The sequence below is a fragment of the Acinetobacter brisouii genome (assembly GCF_008993995.1).
In the GTDB taxonomy this organism is placed as follows: Bacteria; Pseudomonadota; Gammaproteobacteria; order Pseudomonadales; family Moraxellaceae; genus Acinetobacter; species Acinetobacter brisouii_A.
On sequence record NZ_BKNN01000009.1, the window covers coordinates 24,361 to 45,648 of the forward strand.

Here is a 21,288-nt window from a genome sequence, read left to right on the forward strand (position 1 = left end):
ACAAACAGCAAAAAAGCAGACGGGTTTTACCCTTTACTGAGCAGGAGCTTCTTTGACTTGAGGTGCATTTTGTGGTGCTGGTGGTATAGGGGATGGTGCTTGGCTTGCAGGTGGTGTGGTTTGAACAGGGGCTTTTTGTTGCGTATTGGTGCTTGGTGCTCGGGTTGTATTTGTTGTCGCAGTTTCGTTGCTTTGTGTCACAGGTGCTGGATTGCTCCAACCGTAAGTTTTTATTTTACCACGGGTTTTAACGCCTTTAACTTTTGGTGGCGGTGTTGTGGTGTAATGCGTTGAGCCATGTGAATCTACCCATTTATAATAATCTTGCTGTGCAAAACTGGTCGTTGTAAATCCTAAAAAACTTAATCCGATAAGACTGGCGATGATGCTGTGTTGTGCTGTTTTCATAAGGAAACCTTAAGTCATTTTTAGTTGAAAAAGCTGATTAAATTTTAACGTGTTTTTTTGTGGTAAAGATGAATTTTTATCGAGAGTAAATTATTTTAAATGCCAAAAATGCAAAAGGTAAATCGCATCAATTGATGTTATTGATGAAAAAAATCATAGAAGCCTTGACAATCTTGGATTAAACCACAAAAATGCTACACTTATTTATCTGATCACCCTTCGGATAATTAAACGAATTGTGCAATAGGCATATATCCTCTAGCCGAGCTATATGTTGAATTAAAAATATGTTTATCCCAGCATGTTTTTTTTACGTTAAAGATGCAGTATTTACAGGTTATATCTCTGTTGCATCTGATTTTTATCCTATTGCAGCGCCTAGGCGTAAAATTTGTGCTATAAGAGTACAGTTTGTATGAATTAAACACTATGTAATGTCTCCCATTACGTAGAAAAAAGATATTTAGGGTGAATCACGTTGGAACTTCTATCTGGTGGTGAAATGCTCGTTCGCGCTCTTGCGGACGAAGGTGTTGAACACGTTTTTGGATATCCTGGTGGCGCAGTTTTGCACATCTATGATGCATTATTTAAACAAGACAAAATTGAGCACTATCTAGTACGCCATGAACAAGCGGCTGGACATATGGCGGATGCATATTCGCGTGTCACAGGTAAAACTGGCGTAGTACTGGTCACTTCAGGTCCTGGCGCAACCAATACCGTTACACCAATCGCAACAGCATACATGGACTCCATTCCGATGGTGATTCTGTCTGGTCAGGTCGCTTCACATTTAATTGGTGAAGACGCTTTCCAAGAAACAGATATGGTCGGTGTGTCACGTCCAATCGTGAAGCACAGCTTCCAAGTTCGTCATGCCAGTGAAATTCCTGCCATCATCAAAAAAGCATTCTATATCGCTGCGAGTGGTCGTCCTGGCCCAGTTGTGGTCGATATTCCTAAAGATGCGACCAATCCAGCAGAAAAGTTTGCTTACGAATACCCCGAAAAAGTGAAGATGCGTTCTTATCAACCACCTTATCGTGGTCATTCGGGTCAAATTCGTAAAGCAGTTGAAGAACTGATTTCTGCTAAACGCCCTGTGATCTACAGTGGTGGTGGTGTCGTACAAGGTAATGCAGCAGCATTGTTGACCGAGCTTGCACATTTATTGAATTACCCTGTAACCAATACCTTGATGGGTCTTGGTGGCTTCCCTGGTACAGATCCACAGTTTGTGGGCATGTTGGGGATGCATGGTTGCTATGAAGCCAATATGGTAATGCACAATGCTGATGTGATTTTTGCAGTGGGCGCACGTTTTGATGACCGTGTCACCAACAACCCTGCAAAATTCTGTCCAAATGCCAAAGTCATTCATATTGATATTGACCCAGCAACAATTTCTAAGACCATTTCTGCGCATATTCCAATCGTGGGTGCTGTTGAACCAGTCCTTCAGGAAATGTTGAGCCAGTTGAAACAGTTGAATGTGTCTAAGCCAAACCCTGAAGCATTAGCAGATTGGTGGAAGCAGATCAACGAATGGCGTCAAGTTCATGGCTTGAAATATCAGCCTGCGGTTGATGGTGGTATGAAGCCGCAGCAAGTGGTTGAAACTTTATATAAAGTGACCAATGGTGAAGCGATCATCACCTCTGACGTAGGTCAGCACCAAATGTTTGCTGCTTTGTATTATAAGTATGATCAACCACGTCAATGGGTGAATTCTGGTGGTTTGGGGACGATGGGTGTTGGTTTGCCGTATGCAATGGCAGCCAAGCTCGCAAAACCTGAACAACAAGTGGTGTGTATTACGGGTGAAGCATCGATTCAGATGTGTATTCAAGAGCTTTCAACCTGTAAGCAATATGGCTTAAACGTCAAGATTCTATGCTTGAATAACCGTGCCTTGGGTATGGTTAAACAATGGCAAGACATGAACTATGAAGGTCGTCACTCAAGCTCATATGTTGAATCATTACCAGACTTTAGCAAGTTAATGGAAGCTTATGGACACGTGGGTATTCAAATTGACCACGCAGATGAGCTTGAAGCCAAACTTGAAGAAGCGATGGCAATTAACGATAAATGTGTGTTTATTAACGTGATGGTTGACCGTTCTGAGCATGTTTATCCAATGTTAATCGCGGGTCAGTCCATGAAAGATATGTGGTTAAGTAAAGGGGAGCGGACACAATGAGACATATTATCTCGGTACTGATTGAAAATGAATCAGGTGCGCTTTCCCGTTTAGTGGGCTTGTTTAGTCAACGTGGTTACAACATTGAAACTCTTAATGTTGCGCCGACGGAAGACCCAACTTTGTCTCGCCTAACCTTAACGACCTATGGCGATGACCACAAAATTGAGCAAATCACCAAACAACTCAATAAACTCATTGAAGTTGTAAAAGTGGTTGATTTGAGTGAAGGTGCGCACATTGAGCGTGAGCTGATGCTGATCAAAGTGAAGGCATTGGGTGCAGCACGTGATGAAATCAAACGCACAACGGATATTTTCCGTGCTTCAATTGTTGACGTTACACCAACGACTTATACCATTCAGATTGTTGGTGCGACTGAAAAACTCGACGGATTTATTGATGCTTTAGCTGAAAATACCATTTTGGAAGTGGTGCGTTCAGGCGTGTCAGGTATTGCACGCGGCGAAAAAGTATTAACGGTTTAAAAAGATTTTACTGGAGAACACAAATGCAAATTTTTTACGATAAAGACTGTGACTTATCTATCATCCAAGGCAAAAAAGTAGCGATTATTGGTTATGGTTCACAAGGTCATGCTCACGCACTTAACTTGAAAGATTCTGGCGTAGACGTAACTGTAGGTTTACGTGCTGGTTCAGCATCTTGGAAAAAAGCTGAAAATGCGGGTCTTAAAGTTTCTGAAGTTCCAGCTGCTGTTGCTCAAGCTGACTTGGTGATGATTTTGACTCCAGATGAGTTCCAATCTCAACTTTATCGTGACGTGATTGAGCCAAACATCAAAGAAGGCGCAACTTTAGCATTTGCTCACGGCTTCTCTATCCTTTACAACCAAGTTGTTCCACGTAAAGACTTAGACGTAATCATGGTTGCTCCGAAAGCGCCTGGTCACACAGTACGTTCTGAATACCAACGTGGTTCAGGTGTACCAGATCTAATCGCTGTTCACCAAGATGCTTCTGGTAATGCGCGTAACGTTGCACTTTCTTATGCTTCTGGCGTAGGTGGTGGTCGTACAGGTATCATCGAAACTTCATTCCGTGAAGAAACTGAAACTGATTTGTTCGGTGAGCAAGCAGTTCTTTGTGGTGGTGCGGTTGAATTGGTGAAAATGGGCTTCGAAACTTTGGTTGAAGCGGGTTATGCACCAGAAATGGCTTACTTCGAATGCTTGCACGAACTTAAATTGATCGTTGACTTGATGTTCGAAGGCGGTATTGCGGACATGAACTACTCAGTATCTAACAATGCTGAATATGGTGAATACGTAACTGGCGTTGAAGTCATCAACGATCAGTCTCGTGAAGCAATGCGTAATGCACTTAAACGTATTCAATCTGGTGAATATGCGAAAATGTTCATCCAAGAAGGTGCGTTGAACTATCCATCAATGACTGCACGTCGTCGTCAAAATGCGGCACACGGTATTGAAGTGACTGGTGCGAAACTACGTGCGATGATGCCTTGGATTCAAGCGAACAAAATCGTTGATAAAGAGAAGAACTAATTTCTCGAATCAATTAATTTGAATGCGAAGACCCACTCGATTTGAGTGGGTTTTTTATGTTTATGGTGACGTACCTCAAAAAAATGAAAGCACTGCTTTCATTTTTTTCATGCCTTGGATTTAAGCCAACAAAATCGTGGATACAGAGAAAAACTAAGTTTTAGTTTCTTCTGAATAAAAAACCCTAACATCATGTTAGGGTTTTTTATTGCTCATTTCCCAATCTCTCATGCTGTATGAAAAACTTCATACAGCATGTTTTGAGATGTTAGATACCTGCATCTGTAGGGCGACGTTGTAAGTTTAAGTATGAGCGGCTAGGTGCCATATTTAAATTGATGTTTTTTGGTTGAATAGGAGATTGGAACCATTTGTGGTAAAGCTTGCCCATTTGTCCAGATTTCCATAGGTTGTTTACCGTACCATCAACCAATGCCTTAAATTTCTCATCGCCTTTTGGCAACATGATGGCATAAGGTTCAGAAGAGAGAACTGGCCCTGTAATTTCATAAGAACTTGGGCTAGAACTTCTAGCAATCAGACCTGCAAGAATGTTGTCATCCATGACAAAGGCTTCAGCTTTGCCATTGGCTAAGATGGCAAATGAATCATCAAAATCACGACCATAAACGTTAATGACGTTAATATTTTTACCACGCTCATTACGTTTGATGTACTGGTCAGATGTTGTGCCAGCAGTTGTAACAACAGCTTTATTGTCTAAATCAACCAAGTTGTGAATATTTGAACTCTTTTTCACAGCCATGCGCACTTCGGTATAGTAGAAGTTGGTTGAGAAAGAAACCAATTGCTGACGTTTATAAGAGTTGGTGGTTGAGCCACACTCCATATCAATACGACCTGATTGAATGCTTTCGATGCGTTGGCTTGGAGTTAACGCAAGAAACTCAACTTTTAGATTTGGCATGTTGAGTTCTTTTTTTATATCACTGGCAACATTACGACAAATATCGATGACATAGCCTGAAGCTGTACCATTCACAACATACGAAATTGGCATAGATGCATCATTGAAACCAATGACTAATTTGCCTGAATTTTTGATCTTAGCAAGCGTATCAACAGCGTAAACTTGGCTTGCTCCGAGGGAGAGACATGCGAACAAAGATGAAGCAATTACTGATCTTGAAAATAGTTTCATGGTGTCCCTTATATGATTTGATGATTTGTTCTAAAAATAGGCTAAACCCAGTGTAATTTATAAGCAAAACAAATGCCATATTTTGCGATTTAATATTTTGATTTTTTGGGTTTTTTTAGAGCTTAAAAATTTGATTTTATTTTACTATTTATCTTGTGAATTATGTGATTAAAATACTAAAAAATGCAAAATTGCGCACAAGAATTGAACATTTAAAATGGGGTTAAAAAGTAGCCGCAACATCGTGGTGCGATTGTTGTTTAGGTGTACTTATTAATGGTGCATTTTGTTAATCTTGAATCAATAATTTGTAGGTATTTTTAAGCTTCAGAATTGTCAAAAAAACGTCATGTCTTAATCATTAAACTGCAAGAAAGATGACTTAGATTATGCCTATAACAACAAAATTATGGTGGAACTATGCTCATGCCATCGACTGCTGCATTGAAACGCCAGTTTGACATGCCGTTTAAATTTAATTTTAAACGCTCAGGTCGGCAGTCTGCACAGGAAAGTGCAGTAGAACAACTCATTCGTCCTAAACTTAAAATTGCGATTGTTACAGAAACTTGGCCGCCTGAAATTAATGGCGTTGCTTTGTCGCTGTTGCACTTATGCCGTGGCTTACAACAACAAGGACATAAAATTTTACTCATTCGCCCTGAACAAAGTCGTAGTGATATGCGTTTTGAACCTGAACAGGAGTGTTTGGTGATTGCGCATAAAATTCCGAAATATCCGAGCTTACAGTTTGGGCGTCCACAATGGCTTAAAGTGACCCATGCAATTGAGCAATTTCAGCCTGATGTTGTACATGTTGTCACAGAAGGGCCTTTAGGATTGTTAGCATTGCAAGTTGCTAAAATGAAAAATATTGCGATTTCGAGTGGTTTTCATTCACCCTTTCAGGAATTTAGTCGATTCTTTGATTTGGCATTTTTGGTGAAACCGATTCAGCATTATTTACGCTGGTTTCATAACAATACCCATTTAACCTGTGTGCCAAGTCAGGATACAGAGCGAGCATTGCGCCAGCACGGTGTGAATTGCCCAATTCAGGTCATTAGTCGTGGTGTCGATCATCAGTTGTTTTCTCCAACACATCGCTGTGAAGAAATGCGGCAGCATTGGGGAGCAACTGCTCAAACCAAAGTATTGCTGTATGTCGGGCGATTATCGCCTGAAAAAGAAATTGATGTGTTAATTGATGGTTATCTCCAAGCGCGTGAAAAGCAGCAAAATGTTCAGTTGGTCATCGTGGGTGATGGCCCTGACAAAGAGCGCTTACAGAGAATGGATCAAGATCGGCAGGTGGTTTTTATGGGCAATCTGACAGGGCAACGTTTGGCAGAGGCTTATGCCAGTAGTGATGTCTTTGTGTTTGCAAGCCGAGTAGAAACGTTTGGCAATGTGGTACTAGAAGCGATGGCGAGTGGTTTGCCTGTGTTGGCTTACGACTATGCCTGTGCGCATGTTTATGTCAATTCTCACTCAGGGTGGCTGGTTGACGTGAAGAATCTACAGGAATTTATTGCACAGATGCAGAATTTACCCAATTTATCTGAATTGCGTCAAATGGGGCAATGTGCCAGAGAGCAGGTTAAAGATGCTGGATGGCAACGCCCTGTACAACAATTTGAACAGGCTTTATATCAGTTGGTTATACAAGGTCATTCATAAGCTCAAGCCTAGATTGAAAGGTGAGGAGGAAAGAAGATGAGCCATTTGCAGCGTGCCAAATCTCTTATTTTGGCATTTGATTTAAAAGGGTGTTTATATCTAAATCACTTTTCCCATTCTGAAAGTGTCAGTCAGTTTTTTAAAGTGATCAGTCGTTTAGGGGATGGCTGGTTTTGGTATGCCATGCTAGCAATTGTATGGATCAATCAAGGACTGAGTTATTTGCTACAAATCGCATATTTAATTGTCGCAGGCTCGATTGGAACATTGTTATATAAGTTACTTAAACACAAAACAGTTCGACCACGACCTTATCAGGTGCATCAGGTGATTATTTTGGGTGAGCGCCCGCTGGATCATTTTAGTTTTCCATCTGGACATACCTTACATGCGGTGTTAGCAACCACAGTCCTTGGATACATTCAGCCGATTCTACTGATTTGCATGTTGCCATTTACACTCTTGGTTGCACTGTCTCGGATGGTGCTGGGTTTGCACTATCCGACCGATGTGATGATCGGTGCTATTTTGGGTGGATTGGTGGCATGGGCTGTGATTTCTTGTGCACCTATTTTAAATCTGGTGTTGTAAAAGCGAGGTTGAGATTTTAAAGTAGCCACAGCTATACACAGACTAGGATAGATGATGGGCTTACGTTGGACTGATACAATCGATATCGCAATTGAACTTTTGGAAGCGCATCCAGATGTAGATCCACAGTGGGTTCGCTTCACCGATTTACACGCATGGATTTGTGCATTGCCTGATTTTAGTGATGACCCAAATAAGTCAACAGAAGGTTTGCTTGAAGCGATTCAGATGGCTTGGATTGATGAAAGTAACTAAAAAGAGTTAAAAACCCAAACTTTTACACTTTCTTAGCTGATTATTCTGAGTGACATCGGTATAATGCGGCAAAAATTTATCCTGATTTTTTGAGTTAAGGAGCCAGACATGGCAATTGAACGTACTTTATCTATCGTAAAACCAGATGCTGTTGCTAAAAACCACATCGGTGACATTTTTGCTCGTTTTGAAAAAGCTGGCTTAAAAATCGTTGCAACTAAAATGAAACACCTTTCTCAAGCTGAAGCTGAAGGTTTCTACGCTGAGCACAAAGAACGTGGTTTCTTTGCTGACCTCGTTGCGTTCATGACTTCTGGTCCAGTGGTTGTTTCTGTTCTTGAAGGTGAAAACGCAGTTCTTGCTCACCGTGAAATCTTGGGCGCTACAAACCCTAAAGAAGCTGCTCCTGGTACGATCCGTGCAGATTTCGCTGTAAGCATCGATGAAAACGCTGCTCACGGTTCTGACTCAGTAGCATCTGCTGCTCGCGAAGTTTCTTATTTCTTCGCTCAAACTGAAGTTTGCCCACGCACTCGTTAATCGAGATACTTCAAACCAGATAAGTGTTATACTGCTTATCTGGTTTTTTTATTCTTGAAAATCTCTTGGCTAAAATACAGCCGTTCTTGTTTTTTCTTTGACATTGTTTAGGTAATACACATGGCTCTTGAAGCAGTTGGTTCATCTTTGGTTGTAGATGGACAAGACAACACCGCCACATTGCATCAGCCTGCGAATTCAGTGCAAAAAGTTAATTTACTTGGCATGTCACGGGCAGAACTCGAAAAATTCTTTGAAGATTTGGGTGAAAAAAAGTTTCGCGCAGGTCAGGTCATGAAATGGATTCATCAGTTCTTTGTGACTGATTTTGCTGAAATGACCAATATTTCAGGCAAGCTTCGAGAGAAACTTGAGCAGCTTTGTGAAATTAAAGCGCCTGAAGTGGTTCACCGTAATTACTCTAAAGACGGCACACGTAAATGGGTGTTTCGCGTGGGTGAAGGTGAAGGTTCTCTGGTTGAAACCGTATTGATTCCTGCAGAAGACAAAACAGGTTCACGTAAGACCTTGTGTATTTCATCACAAGTGGGCTGTGCACTGGATTGTTCATTCTGTTCAACAGGCAAACAAGGTTTTCAGCGCGATTTAACCCCAGCCGAAATTATTGGTCAGCTGTGGATGGCAAACTTCTCTTATATGGAAGATGTGCCTGTTGCAGAGCGCGAACGCTCAGTGACCAATGTGGTGATGATGGGTATGGGTGAGCCGTTGCTCAACTATGATGCCGTATTAAGTTCAATGCGCATTATGCTGGATGACTTTGCTTATGGTATGTCCAAGCGTCGTGTGACTTTATCTACCTCGGGTGTTGTGCCAAAAATTGATCAGTTAGCGCAAGATATTGATGTGGCTTTGGCAATTTCTTTACATGCACCCAATGATGAGCTGCGTAATGAACTTGTACCGATCAATAAAAAATATCCGCTAGAACAACTGATTACAGCTTGTCAGCGTTATATTGGCAAAGATGGTAATGAAAGTGCGCGTAAGCATGTCACCATTGAATATGTCATGTTAGATGGGGTCAATGACCAGCCAGAACATGCACAGCAGTTATTGAAATTATTAAAGAATTTACCAAGTAAAATTAACCTGATTCCTTTTAACCCGTTCCCGCACGCACCTTATGGTCGCTCAAGTCGTAACCGTATTATTGCATTCCAAAAAACTTTGTCAGATGCTGGCTTTGTCTGTACTATTCGTCAGACACGTGGCGATGATATCGATGCTGCCTGTGGTCAACTGGTTGGTCAAGTGGCTGACCGTACTCGTCGTGCAGCGCAGTGGCAAAAGAAAATCGCCGAAAAAAATGAGATTATACGCTCAAAAGGATAATAACCAACTGAGGTGTTTGGCGTGAAAAAAACGGTACAACATTGTGTGACATTTTTCGGTTTAGGTCTCTTGGTCGTCAGTTTACAGGGGTGCCAAGCTTCTTTTGGTCTCATGAATAATAAAAAAAGCAATACACAAGCGGCGCAAAATACCCGTTCTGATGGTGCATTCAAGCCTGATAAAAAGAAATCTGCTGAGATTAGGGTGCAAATTGCCGCTGAATATTTAAGGACAGGTGATGTTGATGCAGCAAAACGAGCATTAGATGAAGTATTTAAAGAAACGACACGTAATGCTCGCGCCAATATGCTGATGGCAGTATTGCTACAGCAAGAAGGTAGTCCTGAAAATGTTGCTAAGGCTGATGAATATTTTAAACGTGCGATTTCATTAGATCCTGATGATGCACAAACACGTAACAATTATGGGCGTTATCTGTTTCAGTTAGGGCGTTATAATGATGCGCTTTCTCAACTACAAGTTGCAGGTGCAAAATTAGGCTATGATCAACGTGGCTTAGCACTCGAAAATCTAGGTTTAACCTATATCAAGCTTGGTGATGTGCCAAATGCTGAAAAAACATTCAGACAAGCCCTGCAAGTAAATCGAAATTCTGCAGTTTCGATGTTAGAGTTGGCAGAAATTTTTTACCTGCGTCAACAATTTGCTCAAGCAAATGAGATGTACGGTAATTATGCGCGTGTGGTTGGTGATAATAACCAAGATGCGCGAGGTTTATGGGTGGGTATTCGTGTTGCTCGTGCCAATGGTGACAACATGAGCAAGCAGGTTTTGGTGAATCAATTGCGGGCTTTATTCCCGAATAGCCAAGAATATCAACGTTATTTGCAATTACAGTACAGTACTGAGGCGGTATGGAAGTAAATCCAAATTCACAGCAATCGACGGGTACATCAGCAACCCCTAATACTTTAGGCAACGTTCAGCGTCCAGGTGAATATTTACGTCATATCCGCCTTGCTCAAAAGCGTGAATTGGCTGATGTGTCAAAAGCTTTGAATATGCCAGTGAAAACACTCGAGGCTTTAGAGCGTGATGAATATAAATCATTGCCTGAAGCAACGTTTATTAAAGGTTACTATCGCGCATATGCGAAGTTTCTCAATGTCGATGCTTCAGCAATTATTCAGCGTTTTGATGAAATTTATGCCAATGATACGGGTTTATTACCGAATCACGCTTTAAAAGATTCACCGATTAAAATCATGGGCAAGTTGCCAGGTTCAAATAGTGACCGCAATAAAAAATGGCTGAAACGCATTTTAATTGCAATTGTGGTTATTTTTGTGGTGAGTATGCTGGTGTTAAGCCTACAGAAATGGTCTGCCAAAAAACAACCTGCGGCAGCTGCCAATCCACAAACCACGATGCAAGTTGTTTCTGTGGATTCCAATACCGCCAGCACGGGTGATCAATTGGATTTAAAATTTTCACAACCAACCTCTGTCAATATTGTAGATTCAACAGGTAAAGTGTTGGCAACAGGTCGTCAGGCAGCAGATTTGAGTTTGAAAGGTATTTCACCTTTTCAGGTTCGCCTAGATGATGCCAGTGCAGTGACTTTAAGTTTGAATAATGAAGCAATTTCTTTGGCACCTTATACAGTCAATGGTAAGGCGGACTTCCGTTTATCACCTTAATGCAGCAGAGTTGACCAAGTCATGATCGAAAATCCAATTAAACGCCGTCCAACACGTAAAATTCGTGTTGGTTCTGTGTATGTGGGTGGGGATGCGCCAATTTCGGTGCAAAGTATGACCAATACTGAAACATGTGATGTTGATGCAACCGTGGCGCAAATTGAACGTTGTGTTCAGGCTGGTGCAGATATCATGCGGGTTTCTGTACCTTCGATGGAAGCCGCAGAAGCCTTCGGAGCAATCCGTCGCCGTGTGCAAGTGCCTTTGGTTGCGGATATTCATTTTGATCACAAGATTGCACTGGCTGTAGCAGATTATGGTGCTGACTGTTTGCGGATTAATCCAGGTAATATCGGTTCAGATCAGAAAGTACGTGAAGTCGTTGCAGCAGCGAAACATCATGGTATTTCCATTCGCATTGGTGTTAATGCTGGGTCACTCGAAAAAGATTTGCAAAAAAAATATGGCGAACCGACAGGTCAGGCACTCCTTGAATCTGCGTTACGTCATATTGATATTTTAGATCGTTTAGACTTTCAAGAATTTAAAGTCAGCGTAAAAGCATCAAATGTATTTTTAACTTTGGATGCTTATCGTTTATTATCTCAACAAATTGATAATCCGTTACATTTGGGTGTGACCGAAGCGGGAATTTACCGCACAGGGACAGTCAAGTCAGCGATTGCCTTAGGGGGTCTGTTGATGGAAGGCATTGGCGATACCATGCGTATTTCCTTGGCTGCTGAACCTGAAGATGAAGTCAAAATTGGTTTTGATATTTTAAAATCACTAGGACTTCGTTCCAACGGCATCAATTTTATTGCGTGCCCAAGCTGTTCGCGTCAAGAATTTAATGTGATTAAAGTGATGCAGACCTTGGAGCAACGTCTAGAAGGTATTCGTACACCAATGGATGTTTCGGTAATTGGCTGTAAAGTCAATGGCCCAGGCGAAGCCAAAGAAGCCGATATTGGTGTAGTAGGGGCAAGCCCTCGTTCACTGGTTTATCGAAATGGTGAGAAAAGTCACCTTATCGATACCGATCAGTTAGTTGATGAAATCGAAACGATGGTTCGTCAACGTGTTCAAGAGCTTGAAGAAGCTAAAGCTAAAGAGATTATTCGTAGTTCATCATGAGTTCAATTGTCGCAATTAAAGGTTTTAATGACGTTCTTCCTTCGCAAACACCAGCATGGAGACGTCTAGAGCAGCATCTTGCATCGTTAATGGATGCCTATGGCTATCAACAAATCCGTTTGCCGATGGTTGAACATACGGGCTTGTTTAAGCGTGCAATTGGTGATGCCACCGATATCGTTGAAAAAGAAATGTATACCTTTTTCGACAAAGGTAATCCACCTGAGTCTTTGACTTTACGTCCTGAAGGCACAGCAGGTTGTGTGCGTGCCATGCTTGAGCACAATTTGCTACGCGGTGCGACACCTCGTGTGTGGTATATCGGGCCAATGTTCCGTTATGAAAAACCACAAAAAGGTCGTTATCGCCAGTTCCATCAGTTTGGTGTGGAAACCTTTGGTGTTGCAACGCCAGATATTGATGCTGAACTTATTTTGATGACCGCACGTTTATGGCAGCGTATGGGTGTGGCGGATAAAGTTCAGCTTGAACTCAATACTTTGGGCGAAATGGATGAGCGTAACGAATACCGTAATGCGTTGGTTGAGTTCTTGACTGCGCAAAAAGATGAATTGGATGAAGATTCTCAGCGTCGTTTAGGCACGAACCCACTGCGTATTTTGGATTCGAAAAACGAACGTACTCAACAAATTCTTGAAAATGCACCGAAATTGCATGACTTTCTCAAAGAAGACACCATGCAGCATTTTGCTCAGTTACAGCAATATTTGACTGATGCTGGGGTGAAGTTTGTGATTAATCAAAAACTGGTTCGTGGTTTAGATTATTACAACAAAACTGTATTTGAATGGACAACCACACACTTAGGTTCACAAGGCACAGTCTGTGCAGGTGGGCGCTATGATGGTTTGGTTGGTCAGTTGAAAGGCAAGCCTGATCAGTCTGTTCCTGCGGTTGGTTTTGCCATGGGGATGGAGCGTTTATTGTTGTTGCTTGAACAAGTTGAGCAAGAACAAACCGTTCGTGATTGTGAAGTTTTCTTGTTGGCTGATCCTGCTTGCCAAGGTAAAGGATTGGTGTTGGCAGAGCAACTTCGCAATCAGCTTGAGGCAGCAAATAGCAAAATTCGTGTGAAAACAGGTTCTCAGGGCAGCATGAAAAGCCAAATGAAAAAGGCTGATCAGTCAGGAGCAATCTTTGCTATGATCTTGGGTGAGCGTGAGTGGGAAAATCAGCAAGTGAGTCTGAAAACTTTAGCAACTGCTGAACAAGTTGAACTGAAGATCAGTGATATTGTGCCATTTTTAATTAAAAAATTTGCTGAATAAGCTGCATAGGAACGCCAGAAGGACAGTCACATGAGTGCACTAACACAAGAACAGCAACTCGATAATCTAAAATCAATGAGCAAGAAATATGGTTCTGCTGCGATTAGTGGTGTTCTAGTTGCTTTGATTGCATTTTTTGGCTGGAATTACTGGCAGAAAAAGCAGCTACACGGGTCGCAAAATGAAACGGCTCGTGTTCAGCAATTAATTGATCAAGCACAGAGTTTGGCGGGTGATCAAAGTGCGTATAACAAACTTGCACCCACAGCAGACACGATTTTGAAAAAAAATCTGGACTCTGTACAAGCCATTCAAGCTGAATTGGTCATGGCAAAAGTCGCATTTGACCAAGGCAACTATGTTGCTGCCGAACGTGAGTTGAAAAAAGTACAAAATGTGAAGGTTGATGATGAAGGTTTACTTCAGTTGGTCAACCTGCATTTGGCGTATACACAGGCTGCACAGAAAAAATATGATGACGCTTTGAAAACACTGGATCTTGTCAAAGTCCCTGCTTTCAAGGCTTCAGCAGATGAAGCACGTGGCGATATTTATGTTGCAAAAAATGATGTAGCTCAAGCACGTAAGGCGTATCAAAGTGCATGGGATGCGATTGTTGCGCGTAAACAAGAACGACAAATTTTACAAATTAAACTCGAAAGTGTTGGCGTTTTAGTTGATGATCCTGATATCGAACGCCCAATTTTGAAAACACAAGTGGATGAGTCTTAAATGAATAAGAAATTTACCATACCGTTTGCGCTAACACTTGCAGCAGTTGCTTTGGTTGGCTGCTCTAGCAATAAAACCAAAGTGGAAGAAATTAAACCCAATAAACTTCCAAAAATTGTGCAAGCAAAAACACTCGTTCCTGTATTTTCTGAACATGTGACTGCCACCAATAAAAATGATCCGCTACGCTTGCAAATGGCTGCAGACAATGGCGTGATTTTCTTGGTCGATCCAAAAGGTTATGTCGAAGCTTACAAGGGTAAGCAACGTCTATGGTCAACCAAAATCACCAAAAAACACGGCTTAAGTGCAGGTGTTGAAGTGGGTGAGGGAATTGCTGTTGTTGGTAATGAAAAAGGTGAATTGTTTGCACTTGATCAGACCTCAGGTCAAATCAAATGGGCAGCACAATTGTCAGGTTCGATTATCGCACCATCACATATTCAGGCTGGGCGTGTGATTACTGTGAGCAATGATGGCAATGTCTATGCGCATGATGTCAGCACAGGTCAGCAACTGTGGACGTACCGTTTACCGAATGTCCCTTTTAGCTTGCGTGGACGTGCAGCGCCTGTCATGCTCGATCCTAACAATGTTTTGATTGCGACATCAAATTCATATGTTTATATCATTGATGTGATTAGTGGTGTCCCTCGTTTACAGCGCCGTGTTTCGGTTGCGGAAGGTCGCTCTGATGTGCAACGTTTAAATGATATTAGTGGTGATCCCGTCATGATGGGTCAGTATATGGTCACCACCAGTTACCAAGGGCAAGTTACAGTAACGGATCTATCACAACAGCAAGTGGTGTGGAGTGAAGATGCGAGTAGCGATCAACGTCCAGAAGTCACACAGAATAAAGTCTTTGTCAGCACGACCGATGGCAAAGTGATTGCTTATGATTTGATGAGCGGTCAAAAACTTTGGGAAAATACACAGCTTTTGCATCGTAATTTAAGTAACCCTGTCATGTTGGGTTCTGACCTTGTGGTTGGGGATTATGAAGGTGCTTTGAGCTTACTCGACCCAAATACAGGTAATTTGATTGGTCGTTCAGAAACCAAAGGGCAAGTAACGTCCTTAAAGGTAATTGACAACCAACTTTATGTTTCAACTCAAAAGGGCGCGTTAAGCGTTTGGCAGAATCGTTAATTTATGAAACCCGTTATTGCGCTGATTGGGCGTCCGAATGTCGGAAAATCAACGTTATTTAACCAGATAACCAAAAGTCGTGACGCACTGGTTGCCGACTTTGCTGGTCTGACTCGTGACCGCAAATATGGTGATGCAGTTTTCCAAAACAAATCGTTCATTGTGGTTGATACTGGGGGTATCGGCGAGAGTGAACAGGGCATTGATGCCTATATGGCAGAACAGTCCAAAACAGCCATTCACGAAGCTGACATGATTATCTTCGTGGTGGATGCGCGTGCGGGATTATTGGCATCTGATGAGCAAATTGCTCGTGAACTACGTACTTTAGGCAAAAAAGTCCACTTGGTTGCCAACAAAGTGGATGGTGTACACGCTGAAGCGGCTGTTGCTGAGTTTTTTAAACTTGGTTTTGGTGAGCCACTGCATGTAGCTGCAAGTCACGGTCGTGGCGTAGCGCAAATGCTTGAAGATGTGTTGGAAGATGTTCCTGAAGATGAAAATCCTGAGGAACATGACAAGGCGACAGGTCTACGTTTGGCGATTATTGGTCGTCCGAATGTGGGTAAATCGACTTTGGTCAACCGTTTATTGGGTGAAGACCGTGTGGTGGCATTTGATCAACCAGGCACAACCCGAGATTCAGTCTATATACCATTTGAACGTGATGGTCGTCAGTACACCTTGATTGATACAGCAGGTGTGCGTCGTAAAGGTAAAGTCGATGAAATGATTGAGAAATTCTCAGTCGTGAAAACTTTACAAGCGATGAAAGATGCCCATGTTGTGGTTGTGGTTCTCGATGCACGTGAAGGCGTGGTTGAGCAGGACTTGCACCTCATTGGCTATGCGCTTGAGGCAGGTCGTGCCATGGTGATCGCCATTAACAAATGGGACAACATGACCGAGTATGACCGCAAGCAATGTAAACTCGATGTTGAACGTCGTTTTGACTTTATTCCTTGGGCACGTATTCACCTAATTTCAGCATTGCATGGCACAGGTGTGGGTGAGTTGTATCCATCGATTCACCGTGCTTATGAATCGGCAAATCTGAAAGTTTCTCCTGCGAAATTGACTCAGATCTTGAATGATGCGACAGAAGCGCACCAACCTCCAATGATCAGCGGTCGCCGTATTAAAATGCGTTATGCGCATATGGGCGGACAAAATCCACCGACCATCGTGATTCACGGTAACAAAGTGGATAAAACGCCTGCGGATTATCGTCGTTACTTGGAAAATGTATTCCGTAAAGTCTATAAACTTGAAGGAACGCCTGTTCGTATTGACTTTAAAACCTCGGAAAATCCGTTTGAAGGGCGTAAAACTCAGGTGGATGAGCGTGTTGCTGCACGTCGTCGTCGTTATATTCAGAAATTTAAGAAAGCGGAAAAGAAATTTAAACGCTAATCGACATCAAGCCATCTTCGGATGGCTTTTTTTATGGTGTGTAAATATTGAGAAGACATAGAGTCTTTATACTTTTAGCGTATCTTTTATCAAAAATATCGCAAAACCAGTATATTGCGAATAATTTTTTGGCTCGAACAGTTGCAGATGACATTTTACCTCTCTGATTTTTGAGAAATATTTCTCTCACGTTATGATATTGAATCACTTCAGCTAAAGGGGCAGTTCCATGAAAATTGAAATTTATTTGCAGTTACTGTCCCAACTGGTACCGAAACAACTTGATGCTTTTGCACATCGGGCTGACTTTAAACAGTATCAGCAACAACTGATTTATGCCTATCGGGCAGAGAGGCTAGCAGCACAATTGGGTGTGTCAGCGCAAAATTTACAGTTTGAAAAAACAGGACACGGTAAACCTTTTTTAGGCAATTATCCTGAACTGGCATTTAACCACAGTCATGGTCGTGAGCATTATGCACTGGCACTGAGTCAGCAGGTGCAGGATGTCGGGGTGGATATCGAATCTTTGCAGCGCAAGGTGCGTTTTCAGGCATTGGCTGAACATGCATTTCACCCTGAGGAATATCAGCATTGGCAAGCCACAGGACAAAGTCCTAAATACTGGTTTCAGGTCTGGACAGCTAAAGAAGCGATTCTTAAAGCCTGTGGTTTAGGAATCCGTTTGAGCCTCAATACGCTCAATACTCAAGCGGTAGCAGGGCAGCAGTTGGGCTTTTGTCAGCATCCTGAATTAGGGAAATTTCGTTATCAGTATATGCTTTGGAAAGATGCTTTATGTACCGTGGCTTGGCGAGATGTAGAAAGTGTGACACCTGAAATTCTGTATATTGAGCCATAAAAAACAGCATCCGAGGATGCTGTTTTGATGTCTAGCCTAAACTAAAGATGATTATTTATGTTCATCTTCAAATTCAGGTTTGACTTGAACAATAAAGTCCTGACGGTTTAAACCACGCCACAAGGCATAGGCAGTCGCGATATAAATCGAAGAATATGTTCCTGCAAACACACCAATAAACATCGCAACAGAGAACCAACGTAGACCTTCACCGCCCATGATCAGCATGGCAACCACAACCAAAAGTAAGGTTGCAGAAGTATGTACGGTACGGCGTAGAGTTTCCGTTAAGGCAATATCGACCACCTCACGGGGTGAGGCACCACGAATCTTACGGAAGTTTTCACGGATACGGTCAGATACCACGATGTTATCGTTGAGTGAGAAACCGATTACCGCTAAAACTGCTGCTAAAGTGGTGAGGTCAAACGGCCATTGCATCAAAGCAAATACCCCTAAAATCACCAAAATATCGTGAAATAAGGAAAGAATTGCACCGACAGCCAATTTAAACTCAAAACGGATGGTGACATAAATCAGCATCAGTACCAATGCCAGTGCTACCGCACCCGCAGAGCGTACATATAACTCGCTACCGACTTGACCACCGACCGAATCGACTTTATGCAGCGTGGCAGTGTTATTTGGAACTTGGACTGCTTTTGACAAAGTGTTGCTTAAGTCATCGACTTTGACTTTTTGCACAGGCATCCGAATCAACAGATCCGTATTACTGCCCAGTGTTTGTACTACAGCATGTTCAAAGCCAGCAGACTCAAGAGATTTCACTACTTGATCTTGGTCAACCGCTTTTTTATAGGTCACTTCCGCAGAAATACCGCCTGTGAAGTCTAAGCCTAAGTTAAGACCGTGGTAGGCAATAAAGAAGATACTGGCAATGGTAATGAAAATTGACGCAAAGGCAGCAGGTTTGCTGATCTTCATAAAGCCAATAATACGTTCATTGTCAGGGCGACCGTATTGTTTTGATTGAGGTTGAGTCATATTGGTCATCATTGATCTCCTTAAATGCTCAACTTTTTCAAGTTACGGCTTTTGCCATAAATCAACTGAACAATCGCACGCGTTACAGTGATCGAAGTAAACATTGAGCAGACAATACCGATCATATGTGTGACCGCAAAGCTCTTGATCGGGCCAGAACCAATCGCAAACAAAATGAATGCCACAATAAACGTGGTCAAGTTTGAGTCAAAAATGGTGTTATAGGCACGTTCATACCCCGCCACAATCGCTTGTTTGGGCGAAGCGCCCCACTTGATTTCTTCTCGAATCCGCTCGCAGATCAGCACGTTGGCATCGACTGCCATACCAATGGTAATGATGATCCCCGCAATACCCGGAAGCGATAGCGATGCGCCAATCCATGACATCACGGTTAAAATCATGGCGATGTTGACTACAAGTGCAAAATTGGCAATCACACCAAAGACACGGAAGAACACCACCATCCAGATCGCCACCAAAATGAAGCCCACTTCAGTCGACAAAATACCTTTATCAATATTTTCTTGACCAAGGCTTGGCCCAACCACACGCTCTTCAACAAAGTACATTGGTGCTGCCAAAGCACCTGCACGCAGCATCAAGGCAAGCTCAGAGGCTTCTTGAGGTGAACTTAAACCTGTAATACGGAATTGTGAACCCAATACCTGTTGAATGGTTGCCGCATTGATGACGACAGATTCAGTATAAGGGGTACGAACTTCCGTTTGCGCACCTGTTTTCGGATCTTTAACGTAAGTGATTTTTTGTTTATTTTCAATAAACAATACCGCCATACGTTTACCCACAGCACTGCGGGTTGCATCCGACATTAATTTACCACCTGCGCTGTCGAGGGTAATGTTCACCTCAGCACCGCCAGAATCTTGGCTTAAACCTGAAGATGCATTTTGAACACGCTCACCTGTCAGGATGCGATTACGATCAAGTAATAATTGGCGACCACTGTCTAGAGACTCATAAGCAAATAGCTCTGTACCCGCAGGCAATGGTTGACCATTATATTTACCTGTATATGGGTCAATATATTGATCATTTTGGTCAGAGACCAAACGGAATTCTAAGTTAGCAGTACGACCCAAAACACGTTTTGCTTCGGCAGTATCTTGTACACCTGGCAATTCAACCACAATACGGTTGCTACCTTGGCTTTGTACGACGGCTTCAGCCACACCCAACTCATTGATACGATTACGTAATGTCGTTAAGTTTTGGTTGATGGCATAAGACTGAATTTCTTGCTTTTTCGCATCGCTATAGGTCAGATTCAGGGTTGGACCTGATGTCGTCGCAAGCGCTTGCTGAGTATAGTCAGTATTGCTACGACGTAAGAAGCCCATTGCTGCATCACGGTCATCGTTATTGGCAAACTGAATGGTAATCACGTTGTTATTGACAGCGAGATTGTTAAAATTCAATTTGTTATCACGTAGTTGACGACGTAAGTCAGTCGCTGAGGTTTCCATACGTTGTGACAAAGCTTTGTCCATATCCACTTCAAGCAAGAAGTGAACACCGCCACGCAAGTCTAGACCCAGCTTCATTGGTTTTGCACCAATTTTTTGTAGCCATTCAGGGGTGGTAGGTGCAAGGTTCAGAGCAACAACATATTGATCGCCCAAAGCCTGACGTAAGGCATCTTTGGCTTTTAATTGAGCATCAGAATTGGCAACACGAAGCAAGGCAGCATTATTGGTAAAGCTGTTGTCATGAGTGGCAATATGTTGGCTTTGTAAAATTTGCTCTGCTTTTTGCAAAATCGACTGGTCGATATTGGTACCAGCCTTCGCCCCTGAAATCTGAACCGCTGGTTCATCTGGGTATAAGCTTGGCAGTGCGTATAATGTACTGATAATTAAAACCACGATTATCAGCAAATATTTCCATGCAGGGTAACGCATTTGCTATCTTCTTAAAATGAGAAAGTCGTGCGTGTGCACGACTTAAGGAGGAAATTAAAGACTATTTAAAGTGCCTTCTGGTAGTACCGAGATTACACTTGCACGTTGAATTTTGACTTCATTGCCACGGCTTAGTTCAATGACTGCATAATCACCTTCCATCTTGGTGATACGTCCCATTAAACCGCCAGCAAACACAACCTCACTACCTACGCCTAGGCTTTCAATCAAAGTACGGTGTTCTTTGGCACGTTTAGATTGAGGACGCCAGATCAAGAAGTAGAAAATCGCAATAAATACGACAATCATACCGACATTGGCAATCATACTTGGTTGTTGTGCTGCACCGTCTGCGGCATAAGCTGTAGAAATAAATAGGCTCATTTGTG

21 protein-coding genes are annotated in these 21,288 nt (G+C 42.4%); 16 read left to right on the top strand and 5 right to left on the bottom strand.

Going from position 1 to position 21,288, the window contains the following annotated elements:
• Positions 1–33 precede the first annotated feature (33 nt).
• The gene (locus tag GBN19_RS15730; protein WP_171494432.1) at positions 34–408 is read right to left on the bottom strand and encodes a DUF4124 domain-containing protein; all 375 of its coding nucleotides are present in this window, start codon (positions 406–408) and stop codon (positions 34–36) included.
• A 478-nt stretch (positions 409–886) separates the two neighbouring features.
• On the opposite strand from GBN19_RS15730, the gene GBN19_RS03915 reads away from it, so the two are divergent.
• The 3 genes from GBN19_RS03915 to ilvC are packed head-to-tail and all read left to right on the top strand — an operon-like array spanning position 887 to position 4,142.
• On the top strand, positions 887–2,614 hold the full coding sequence (locus GBN19_RS03915) for an acetolactate synthase 3 large subunit (RefSeq protein WP_151708549.1): 1,728 nt from the start codon (positions 887–889) through the stop codon (positions 2,612–2,614).
• Positions 2,611–3,102: an acetolactate synthase small subunit gene (ilvN, locus tag GBN19_RS03920; RefSeq protein ID WP_111895108.1), complete on the top strand. Its 492-nt coding sequence runs from the start codon at positions 2,611–2,613 to the stop codon at positions 3,100–3,102. Before GBN19_RS03915 ends, ilvN begins: the two co-directional genes overlap by 4 nt.
• Before the next feature lie 23 nt (positions 3,103–3,125).
• Positions 3,126–4,142, top strand: coding sequence for a ketol-acid reductoisomerase (gene ilvC, locus GBN19_RS03925; RefSeq protein WP_151708551.1), 1,017 nt, complete (start codon positions 3,126–3,128; stop codon positions 4,140–4,142).
• Positions 4,143–4,410: 268 nt separating this feature from the next.
• On the opposite strand, the gene GBN19_RS03930 is transcribed toward ilvC, so the two are convergent.
• A complete protein-coding gene (locus GBN19_RS03930) occupies positions 4,411–5,304 on the bottom strand; it encodes an amino acid ABC transporter substrate-binding protein (protein ID WP_151777253.1) in 894 nt (297 codons plus the stop codon).
• A 420-nt stretch (positions 5,305–5,724) separates the two neighbouring features.
• Between GBN19_RS03930 and GBN19_RS03935 the strand changes: the two genes are divergently transcribed.
• The 13 genes from GBN19_RS03935 to GBN19_RS03995 all read left to right on the top strand — a co-directional run bounded on the left by GBN19_RS03935 (position 5,725) and on the right by GBN19_RS03995 (position 17,972).
• Entirely contained in the window at positions 5,725–6,984 is a 1,260-nt protein-coding gene (locus GBN19_RS03935; protein WP_375707848.1) for a glycosyltransferase family 4 protein, read from the top strand.
• A 36-nt stretch (positions 6,985–7,020) separates the two neighbouring features.
• Positions 7,021–7,575: a phosphatase PAP2 family protein gene (locus tag GBN19_RS03940; protein ID WP_151708554.1), complete on the top strand. Its 555-nt coding sequence runs from the start codon at positions 7,021–7,023 to the stop codon at positions 7,573–7,575.
• Between the two features lie 54 nt (positions 7,576–7,629).
• On the top strand, positions 7,630–7,830 hold the full coding sequence (gene iscX, locus GBN19_RS03945; RefSeq protein ID WP_111895116.1) for a Fe-S cluster assembly protein IscX: 201 nt from the start codon (positions 7,630–7,632) through the stop codon (positions 7,828–7,830).
• 108 nt (positions 7,831–7,938) lie between these two features.
• The gene (gene ndk / locus GBN19_RS03950) at positions 7,939–8,370 is read left to right on the top strand and encodes a nucleoside-diphosphate kinase (protein WP_004902254.1); all 432 of its coding nucleotides are present in this window, start codon (positions 7,939–7,941) and stop codon (positions 8,368–8,370) included.
• Positions 8,371–8,490: 120 nt separating this feature from the next.
• A complete protein-coding gene (rlmN, locus tag GBN19_RS03955) occupies positions 8,491–9,726 on the top strand; it encodes a 23S rRNA (adenine(2503)-C(2))-methyltransferase RlmN (protein ID WP_151777255.1) in 1,236 nt (411 codons plus the stop codon).
• A 21-nt stretch (positions 9,727–9,747) separates the two neighbouring features.
• On the top strand, positions 9,748–10,611 hold the full coding sequence (pilW, locus tag GBN19_RS03960; protein ID WP_375707849.1) for a type IV pilus biogenesis/stability protein PilW: 864 nt from the start codon (positions 9,748–9,750) through the stop codon (positions 10,609–10,611).
• On the top strand, positions 10,602–11,387 hold the full coding sequence (locus tag GBN19_RS03965) for a helix-turn-helix domain-containing protein (RefSeq protein ID WP_151708556.1): 786 nt from the start codon (positions 10,602–10,604) through the stop codon (positions 11,385–11,387). The genes pilW and GBN19_RS03965 overlap by 10 nt, the downstream gene beginning before the upstream one ends.
• Positions 11,388–11,408: 21 nt before the next feature.
• Positions 11,409–12,524, top strand: a complete 1,116-nt coding sequence (gene ispG / locus GBN19_RS03970; RefSeq protein ID WP_151708557.1) for a flavodoxin-dependent (E)-4-hydroxy-3-methylbut-2-enyl-diphosphate synthase — start codon at positions 11,409–11,411, stop codon at positions 12,522–12,524.
• On the top strand, positions 12,521–13,813 hold the full coding sequence (gene hisS / locus GBN19_RS03975) for a histidine--tRNA ligase (protein ID WP_151777256.1): 1,293 nt from the start codon (positions 12,521–12,523) through the stop codon (positions 13,811–13,813). Before ispG ends, hisS begins: the two co-directional genes overlap by 4 nt.
• Before the next feature lie 30 nt (positions 13,814–13,843).
• On the top strand, positions 13,844–14,545 hold the full coding sequence (locus GBN19_RS03980) for a YfgM family protein (RefSeq protein WP_151708559.1): 702 nt from the start codon (positions 13,844–13,846) through the stop codon (positions 14,543–14,545).
• On the top strand, positions 14,546–15,697 hold the full coding sequence (gene bamB, locus GBN19_RS03985; protein WP_151708560.1) for an outer membrane protein assembly factor BamB: 1,152 nt from the start codon (positions 14,546–14,548) through the stop codon (positions 15,695–15,697).
• Positions 15,698–15,700: 3 nt separating this feature from the next.
• Positions 15,701–17,110 carry a ribosome biogenesis GTPase Der gene (gene der, locus GBN19_RS03990; RefSeq protein ID WP_151708561.1) on the top strand — a complete coding sequence of 470 codons (1,410 nt, stop codon included), beginning with the start codon at positions 15,701–15,703 and terminating at the stop codon, positions 17,108–17,110.
• A 229-nt stretch (positions 17,111–17,339) separates the two neighbouring features.
• Positions 17,340–17,972 carry a 4'-phosphopantetheinyl transferase family protein gene (locus tag GBN19_RS03995; protein WP_151777257.1) on the top strand — a complete coding sequence of 211 codons (633 nt, stop codon included), beginning with the start codon at positions 17,340–17,342 and terminating at the stop codon, positions 17,970–17,972.
• Between the two features lie 51 nt (positions 17,973–18,023).
• Here GBN19_RS03995 and secF read toward each other — a convergent pair whose 3' ends face one another.
• Genes secF through yajC form a run of 3 tightly spaced genes read right to left on the bottom strand, consistent with a single transcriptional unit; the run spans position 18,024 to position 21,283 of the window.
• Complete coding sequence (gene secF / locus GBN19_RS04000; RefSeq protein WP_151708563.1) at positions 18,024–18,989, bottom strand: protein translocase subunit SecF; 966 nt, start codon at positions 18,987–18,989, stop codon at positions 18,024–18,026.
• Between the two features lie 8 nt (positions 18,990–18,997).
• Positions 18,998–20,899 (bottom strand): protein translocase subunit SecD, encoded by a 1,902-nt coding sequence (gene secD / locus GBN19_RS04005; protein ID WP_151777258.1) that lies wholly within the window; start codon positions 20,897–20,899, stop codon positions 18,998–19,000.
• 54 nt (positions 20,900–20,953) lie between these two features.
• On the bottom strand, positions 20,954–21,283 hold the full coding sequence (gene yajC, locus GBN19_RS04010; protein WP_151708565.1) for a preprotein translocase subunit YajC: 330 nt from the start codon (positions 21,281–21,283) through the stop codon (positions 20,954–20,956).
• Positions 21,284–21,288: the final 5 nt, after the last annotated feature.